Here is an 8285-nt window from a genome sequence, read left to right as displayed (position 1 = left end):
TCGCTGGTATCGATTTTCCCGGCGGTCAACCCATATTTAACTGCAAGGTTTTTGAGATTTAACTTGTCGCCCTCCCAGAACATCAGCCACCTATGGTTTTTATCCATAATTACGGAGTCTGCAGGCGAACGGGCGTACTCATCGGGACTCGCGAACGACACCGGTATTTCAACGCCGCCAATAGAAATCGTATCAGTGTCCAGGCTGTTCACTTTCAGGCTGTTGATTGTCGCATCGTCAAAAGAGACGTCACCGGAGACCTGAAGGTCTTTAATTTTCAGAGTGCCTTTGATATCCGCGTTCTTCAGCCAGATTTCATCACAATGCCACTGCAATAACCAGCGGTGGTCTTTGTCCATGATTGCAGAATCTGCCGGAGAGCGGGAATACTCGTCATTGTCGGCATACAAAACAGATTCGATGAGGTTGATCAGCGGTTCAATCAACTCATATGACGGCATTTTGCGCCCTGTGGCCTCCAGCGTTCCACCGTTGTTGATGTATTCATCTGCAAGAGAGATTCCGTCAGTGCTACGTACATAAGTAACTGAACCTGACGGTATATTCGCAATGTCCGCCTGAGCTGCCGCAAGGGTCATGTACTGCCGGCTGAGAGGGATCAGGTTCTGCCGAGTCTCCTCTACGACAGCTGCGCCTGCAGCAAGCATCTTTTTGGTTGAGCCACGCAGGGTATCTCTTTCATCCCCAAGCCGGTCTATAAACGTGTCTGCCTCGCTATTCATGTAATCATCGTTAGCAAGGGCGTTATCGTTAAGGTCCTTCATGCTGTTTGAAGGGCGTGGGTTTCCGGTGTTATATCTTTGGGCCATAGTTATTTCCTGATGGTAATTTCATCATAGTCGTGAATTACATTTTTCCTCTGTAATTCCCAACATACCTTCACGGGGTATAGGGCTAGCACAATGCTGTATCCAAGAGGGCTTCATTGACTCTCTTCTGAGGACATGGATGATTCTCCGAAAAACTGTTAAAATCAGAGATTATTTAATTGAATTAGAGAATAAAATGAAAGGACGTTTAGTAAGTCAAATTATAACCAAAGGTAATAATAACCTCGATTTTATCCGGTTATTGGCATCATTATCGGTTATCGTTTACCATTCATTTGTTTTAAATCCACAATGGGGAATAGTGGATCCTGTAAAAACTACTTTTGGCTATGTAACGACTGGAGGTCTAGCCGTAAAAATTTTTTTCTTCATAAGCGGGCTTTTAGTCACTAATAGCCTATTGACGAGAAAATCAATTCCCCAATTTATTATATCGCGAGTGCTTAGAGTATTTCCAGGGTTGGCTTTTGTTGTGATTATTACAGCATTTGCAATTGGCCCTATTTTTACAAACATCCCTGTTATTGAATACTTTAAATCAAACCAACCTATTTTATATGTATTAAAGAATATAACATTGGAAACGCAGTACTTTCTCCCTGGAGTTTTCGAAAGCAATAAATACGGTGTAAATGGCTCATTATGGACAATACGCTATGAAGTATTAGCATATATTACTTTAGTTTTCTTATATTTAATTGGCTTGGGTAAAAAACGTTGGTTATCATCGCTATTATGTTTCATAGTAATAGTTGAACCGTTTATGCCATACAAAGGTATGTTATTTGCATCATCAGACAATAATGCAATTTATCTCTTAGCTCCGTGCTTTGCTCTCGGCTCTCTATTGGCAATAAACAAAAATCACTACAGAACTAATGCTTATATACCAGCCTTATTGTTTATAAGTCAATTCGCATTTGAGAGCGAAGCAGTTTCCTCACTCCTTATGTGTTTATCAGTATGCCTTATTATTCTTCACATATCATCAATACAAACCATTATAAAAATTAAAATTAATCATGATATATCATACGGAGTTTATTTGTGGGGTTTCCCTATTCAACAGATCATATCTCAGAATTTCAATGTTAATTTTACATTAAATATAATCACATCTATTATTATTATAGTTCCCATTGCGTTATGCTCATGGTTTTTTGTAGAAAAACCATCATTGAAACTCTCCAAGAAAATATCAGAAATGAAACCAAAATGTAACTTAATCAAGAGTATTCGTAAATAATTAAAATACCTTTAGCGCCATCGTAACCATTAACAGCGCCGGATGATGGCTGGCGGGCATTACCGCCGCCACCACTCCCATATCCACTACCATTAGTACCAGTAGTTCCAGAACTTCCAGAACCAATTCCGGAACCACCGTATTGAGAGGGTGCCCCGTCTCCACCTACGGCGCCAGTTGAAGAGTTAAAAAATAAGCCAGCCCCTCCGCGACTTCCTAAGGAAGATATCAAATTACCGCCAATAGGTATAGAACCTGGTGCCCCACCAACGGCGATGAAAGCAGATGACGCTGGGCTAGTAGAGGATGTTCCTCCCTTACCACCAGTTGCAGTTGCAAGCGCGCCAAGTTTTGTATCTCCTCCCGCACCGCCAGCCTGCCCACCTATACCACCAACCCCACCAGCGCCAATAGTAATTTCTACCGTGTCGCCTATACTTGCAATGTCAAATTTCGCTTTGATGTAACTACCTGAAGCACCACCACCACTTACAGCTGCATTATCGCTAGTTGTGGATGAACAACCGCCACCACCTCCTCCGCCACCAACAGCTTCTACGATTACATATCGTGCCCCTTCAGTGGGCGTATAAGTTCCTGAGTCAGTAAATACAACAGTATTTAACATTAGACCTGCGGTTTTTTTAATGGCCTTCAATAACTGCCCATCATCATTCGGATCCAGCGTTAAGCCAGAACCTTCAACAGCATTAACCAGCTCCCGCTGAAATGTATTGAGCATTTCTGCATTAATAATGGTCGGTGAAATCCCATTAGCAACGTTGCCATTAGTATATTCACCATTAGCATCAGCAGTATCTGTAGTACTTCCAACTTTTCTCATGATTAACCTTTAAATGTTAGTTTCCTGAAATGTATCCAGAGGCGATATCAAAAATAGTTGCAAACTCAGGGGTGACTTCATACACCCCTTCGTCATTAAAGCCAAAATAGATATATCCGAATTTCACAAGCGTATAGGATGGAGACAGCGCTGAAATGCGACACTCTAGCTGCCGGTTTCCCCATGAACGTAATGGGTCTCCGCAATAACTTATCCCGACTCGGGAGTATGTTATATTCGTTTCCTCTCCTTCAACCATCCAGACAAATGGCCAGTCATCACCATTTAACCCATCACCACAAACTGATAATCCCGCTCGCGCCTGTCGGTATTCTTTAATTGAGATGGTATAACCCATTGCGGCAGCAATACTGATGAAATAGCTTTTTGACTGACCGCCGGTGCTTATTAATTTTGAGACGATTGCATTTTGTCGCTTGGCGATTGTGTCGACCTCGCCAATGGAGCAATCATCAGGTAATCCGAGCGTATTTTCCCAGTCAGTAAGCATGATGGTCGCTGTCTTCGGGAAAGCGCCACTAAGAAGAGCCTGAGCGTCATTATCACTACGTTGAAAGCTCCTTGCCAGCGCCCGAAGCACTGCCGTCTGCACAGCGTTTTTATCTCTTGTCCAGGCTCTCCCTGCCGGGATTAGTGCCTGTAGCGCTTTAAGGTAGTCGTCAGTTGAGAAGAGGCTCATGTATAGTTCACCTCGCCACGAACGGCCATCTCCCCTATTCCCGGCTCAATATTTGCAGATGGGGAGACCAGAATAAAACCAGCCGTGCCTGAAACGTCCCCTATCGCACGGTTGAGGTCTGAAAGATAGATTTTTCCTGTTCCGAGAGGATCAGCAGATTCAAACAAAACACTGTCAATAGCGTCAGCTATAGCAGCAGTTGTCGTGCTACTCGCATCAGAGATACCGCTTATCTCAAAATCAATAACCAGCTCAGTAGGCGAACAGATGTAATTCAGGGAAGTCACAGGGGCAAGTGGGTACATATAATCGGCTACCCTTCCCTGATCGCCCGTGGCCTTTACTGCACCCCATTCTTCCAGTTGTGATACGCCATCCGTGCCAACCGGGAACCCATGGTTTGTCTTGTCGTTTCCATCACACATGATGTAAATCACAACGGTACCGGGACCCATTCCTCTCCGGCGGACCCATGCACGTGTAACACCGGATACTGCCAGAGCCCATGTACGATAATCAGTATCGCTCCCTCCCTGCGGAGGATTCTGAAACGCCAGCAATCCCCGCTGTCGAAAATCTTCTTCATTTTCGATGTCGGCGCCGCCGGTAGCCGGTTCAATTAACGTAACCGAGCTGTCAATACCCGGCACGTTGGCATCCAGTGTCAGGAGCGTTCCGGCATCGGCATTTCCCCGGCTACCACCGCCAGTGATATCCTCTGAGATATCCGGTAGTCTGGCCGTCACCGCAACAGTGGCGCTACCCGTGGAATCAATCATTACACTGGCGTCCGTGCTGTACTGGTAGCCATCCGCACGGTTAATTACAGAATCCCTGGCTAAAACCCGCCCCGGCGTACCGGTAATTTTCGCTGCCGGTGAGCGAGCCGCGGTCGCCGCTTTACGGTAGATCTGCTTCAACGCCATCCATCCGGCAAGCCATTCATCGGTTGATGTGAACGGCGTGCTCTGTCTGGCGATATAATCCAGATAGGCATAATGCAGGTGCGCCATACCCGCGTCCATGTCGGCAAGCACTTTCAGATTACCGAATCGTAGCAGCGCGCCAACGTTCTCCAGCTCTGCCTGCATGAACTGGCGGTTCTCGTCACGGAGCTCACTCAGTGTTTTCCGTTTAAATGGCATTATTCAGTTGCTCCCATAGCCAGAAGAATTTGAACTCCTGCCAGTCCCCTGCCGGCGGCAAATACCGGATGATCAGATTCAGCCTGTCAGGGAAGACGATTTCCGATTGCGCCTGTATCTCTGCCACAATGCCATCCGATTTCATCCAGGCCAGCGCCTCTTCGGCATAATCTTCCGCTCTCATCGCCACTTCGCGAGTCAGCTTTTCACGTCGCAGTAGCCACAGCCTTGAGCCAATATTCCGATCGTTGTCCAGATCACCCCACCAGCCGCGGCGGCCGGTTCCTTCATAATTGTCGTCAGCGCGCGCCAGCCCGTCGGTAAACAGGCTGATAATCACTGCCGTGTACATGTCATTTTCTGAGGTTAAGATGCCGTTTCCGGCCTGCCAGTCTGCGTGAAGGGCATCAACATTCCAGAAAGAGGAAATATCACTCATACCTGACTCTCTGTTTTTTCGCTGGTTATGGTGCTGTCACCGGACTGAACTTTTTTAACGTCATGGTCATGTTCATTGTGAGCATCACGCAGTTCTTTGAGCGTTTTATCGTTCGTCTCACAGTTATCAATGATGTCTCCGGTCACCAGAAGTCTGGGGGTAACCAGCTTTACCTGCTCCGTTGTCGTCGCAGTGATGTTTGCAGCATTGCTGATCTCTACATCCTTACCTTTGGCATCAATGAAAATGCCCGACTCGGTCAGATGGATATTCAGCCCCCACTGGTTGTAGACTACCGTTTCCCCTGGTTTCAGCCCGGTATGTCGATAGCCCTGATGGTTAGAGGCGATGACGACGGGGCTGGAACGATCACCTCCCAGAAATGCAATAACCACATCAGCACCTGCCGGTAGCCCCGATGAAAAGCCAAAATCAGAAAACCGCGGCGCGCTGGCCACTTCCAGCGGGGTCTGATACTGCACTTCCTGTACCACCCCGCTATCTTTCTGGCTGGTAATACGACCAATGCCCAGCATGCCCGCGATGCGGGTCGCCGCTTTTCTTAAATTTTGAATCATTGGTTTAATCCCGGGATTTGCTGATAGAAGGCATAGGGCTGGACGCTGAAGGCTTCCGGCGGTAGCAGGTACATTCTGGCGTGAGTGCCGTCGCTGTCTCTGATGTAGGTCACCTCAGCAATCAGCATTTCCGTATCCGGAAGCTGCATTGAGGGGATATTTACCGGGATCAGCGTGTTCGGCTCCCAGAGTTTTCCCGCTTTATCGCGCCAGGAATCAATCGTGACGCTCAATGGCTTTGAGCGGCCGTATCGTCGGTTCATCTCCCAGTCGATGGCGCGCTGCGCCTGCTGGGATGCCATCAGCGTACTTTCAACGATAATGATTCGTTTCCGGTAGCGCATGCTTGCCGCCTCCGGATCACGCGCTGTCGCCAGCGTCACCGAGTCATAAGCTGTATCCGGTGAGAATCCTGCAATCGGAGAAATGCTCATCGATACGCCGACGTAATCAGAAAAGCGGTCTGCCATCGAACGGCGGTAATAAGCCTGTTCGATATTTACCCCTTCAGCGATACCGCTGGACGCGCGCTTTGCGCCCACCCGGGTAAGAAATAAATTGCCGTCAGGCTGATCGTAATAGAGCAGAGCTGACCAGCGGGAGACCCGTTCAAGTATTTCCTGCGGCGACTCCCCCCAGTTGAGCGTGAACTGGGGAACGCTGACTAAATCATCGATATCAGTGGAAACCGTAATGTCGTAATACGATGCAAGCCTGGATGCTATATCCAGCGCATTGCAGCCGTTGATAACGTTGTTCGGCCATTCTGCCGAGCAATCGACAAGATCACAGCACTTATTGCGCCCCGTTGCCCTGACTTCATGGCGCGACCGGGAAATTGATGGTGACCAGTCGTCTACATAGCCTGTTATAACCAGATCGCTTCCGAGTTTTACCTGGCAGGGCATCCCCTCCTTCACCAGCTGTTTCTGATCACTACCGGGAAAATAATCCATCAGACCCAGATCAAAATCGGAGGGGAAACGCTCAATGCCGCGGGTCACCCGCACAGAATCCCACCCCTCAATAACTTTCCCGCCCACAGTCAGAGAGACGATATCCTGATCGTTATCCGTACTCATTGTCTCAACACCTTCATCGTCGTCGGCATAAACGCCGGATGCGGCACACTGGCTTCCTGTATCAGTTCATTTGCCCGTAAGGCATCCTGATACAGGCGGTTAGCCATAACCAGTGCAGGAATGGGCAGCGCGGTATTAACCTGCATCAGATCACTCAGCCCGGCTGAAATCTGGGACATGGTGTCCAGGAAGGCGCTTCTCACTGCCATCAGCGCGCTATAGAGATCGTCATCCGCCCGGTCGCCCGCCAGAAGTAACGCCGCATCCAGCTGCGTGGCCACGCGTTGCGTGATTTCCTCGGCCTCATTACGACTGGTAGGGTTGTAATCGGCCGCCGCATTCGTCATCGCCCCGCTGCACAGCACAATGATGAGCGTATTCATTGTGCCAGCCAGTTGCTGGCTACTTTCGGATCGCTGGTATTCAGTACTGGTTGATGCCGCCAGTTTTTCAAACGCAGCAATTTTATCGCTCACACTGCCAGCGCTGGTCAGAATGCGATTAATAACATCGGCAACGCCCTGAACAAATTCATCGGCAGATACCGATTCATTCAGTGCAGCGGTCGTATCAAGTACAGCCTGTCGGTCCATCACGGCCTGTGCGGAGACTTGTTCAGATAACGCCTGATAGTCTTCTGTATCGTCAGCATCACGATTTCCGTTAATACCCGACGAACTCCCGCCAACCGTCCCTTTGCTGTACCGACCGTACCGGTTGTTCCCGAAGGTGGAATTCAGCACGTTACTGACGTTCGTCACCTCACTGATGGTGTTGTCCACCATATTGGTCCAGAACGTCACGGTTCCCTTTATGGTCTTAATCCCCTGGCTCACGCCGCGGATCTCACTTTTGATTCTCGCCAGGGTACTGGCAACCGCCGTGCTGACCAACTTCAGATAGTTGGTGCCGACGGTGTCACCCGCGGCGGTGCTGTCTGTAACGGCGAAGACCTTTAACCCCGACTCAATCACCATCAGGGTAAACTCAAACGAACGACCATTATCGGCGGAGCCGGAGAGTCTTAACCCGTTCTCAGGTATGGAAACGGTCATTTCCCCCAGCGTGGGGTGAATGAGCGTACCGCTCCCCTTCGCTTCACACGCATTAATCAACGCCTGTCGCTGGGAAATGACATCCCCGCCACCGTAGACCAGACTGTTCTGGACGATAAAACCACGGATAATAAATCGCCGCGTCCCTCGCCCCATGTCCTCAATCCAGGCGGTATCACGGTATGGATATTCGTGGACGGCCTGCCGGCGACCATGGCTGCCTTCCTCATTAACCACAGCAAAGGGCACGCCACGGAAGGAGCCTGGCCGTAATTGACCCAGCCAGTCCTCACTACCGCCTCCGCCCATCAGGGAAGTTATTGCATCCTGAATAATTGCCATCGG

8 protein-coding genes and 1 pseudogene are annotated in these 8285 nt (G+C 49.0%); 1 reads left to right on the top strand and 8 read right to left on the bottom strand.

Annotation, left to right across the window (positions count from 1 at the left end; translation table 11 throughout):
* Positions 1-830 (bottom strand): annotated as a pseudogene (locus ACQUTI_RS25385) (hypothetical protein); the annotation flags it as partial.
* Positions 831-969: 139 nt separating this feature from the next.
* On the opposite strand from ACQUTI_RS25385, the gene ACQUTI_RS25380 reads away from it, so the two are divergent.
* Entirely contained in the window at positions 970-2097 is a 1128-nt protein-coding gene (locus ACQUTI_RS25380; RefSeq protein WP_254054161.1) for an acyltransferase family protein, read from the top strand.
* Here the strand turns inward: ACQUTI_RS25380 and ACQUTI_RS25375 are convergent.
* Genes ACQUTI_RS25375 through ACQUTI_RS25345 form a run of 7 tightly spaced genes read right to left on the bottom strand, consistent with a single transcriptional unit; the run spans position 2078 to position 8282 of the window.
* Positions 2078-2941 carry a phage tail protein gene (locus ACQUTI_RS25375; RefSeq protein WP_162549619.1) on the bottom strand — a complete coding sequence of 288 codons (864 nt, stop codon included), beginning with the start codon at positions 2939-2941 and terminating at the stop codon, positions 2078-2080. The two genes, ACQUTI_RS25380 and ACQUTI_RS25375, sit on opposite strands and share 20 nt — an antisense overlap.
* Before the next feature lie 16 nt (positions 2942-2957).
* Positions 2958-3641, bottom strand: a complete 684-nt coding sequence (locus ACQUTI_RS25370; protein ID WP_131135814.1) for a YmfQ family protein — start codon at positions 3639-3641, stop codon at positions 2958-2960.
* The gene (locus ACQUTI_RS25365) at positions 3638-4786 is read right to left on the bottom strand and encodes a baseplate J/gp47 family protein (protein WP_065800232.1); all 1149 of its coding nucleotides are present in this window, start codon (positions 4784-4786) and stop codon (positions 3638-3640) included. The genes ACQUTI_RS25370 and ACQUTI_RS25365 overlap by 4 nt, the downstream gene beginning before the upstream one ends.
* Positions 4776-5225, bottom strand: a complete 450-nt coding sequence (locus ACQUTI_RS25360) for a phage GP46 family protein (protein ID WP_428923417.1) — start codon at positions 5223-5225, stop codon at positions 4776-4778. The genes ACQUTI_RS25365 and ACQUTI_RS25360 overlap by 11 nt, the downstream gene beginning before the upstream one ends.
* Complete coding sequence (locus ACQUTI_RS25355; RefSeq protein ID WP_428923416.1) at positions 5222-5803, bottom strand: phage baseplate assembly protein domain-containing protein; 582 nt, start codon at positions 5801-5803, stop codon at positions 5222-5224. Before ACQUTI_RS25355 ends, ACQUTI_RS25360 begins: the two co-directional genes overlap by 4 nt.
* Entirely contained in the window at positions 5800-6885 is a 1086-nt protein-coding gene (locus tag ACQUTI_RS25350; RefSeq protein WP_428923415.1) for a phage baseplate assembly protein, read from the bottom strand. The genes ACQUTI_RS25355 and ACQUTI_RS25350 overlap by 4 nt, the downstream gene beginning before the upstream one ends.
* Positions 6882-8282 (bottom strand): DNA circularization protein, encoded by a 1401-nt coding sequence (locus ACQUTI_RS25345; protein WP_065800234.1) that lies wholly within the window; start codon positions 8280-8282, stop codon positions 6882-6884. The genes ACQUTI_RS25350 and ACQUTI_RS25345 overlap by 4 nt, the downstream gene beginning before the upstream one ends.
* Between the last annotated feature and the right edge of the window lie 3 nt (positions 8283-8285).

The sequence above is a fragment of the Klebsiella sp. 7-CIP_Kleb. genome (assembly GCF_050378655.1).
GTDB classification, from domain to species: domain Bacteria; phylum Pseudomonadota; class Gammaproteobacteria; order Enterobacterales; family Enterobacteriaceae; genus Klebsiella; species Klebsiella quasipneumoniae.
Note: the sequence above shows the minus strand (reverse complement) of the source record. Positions and strands in the feature narration are given on the sequence as shown.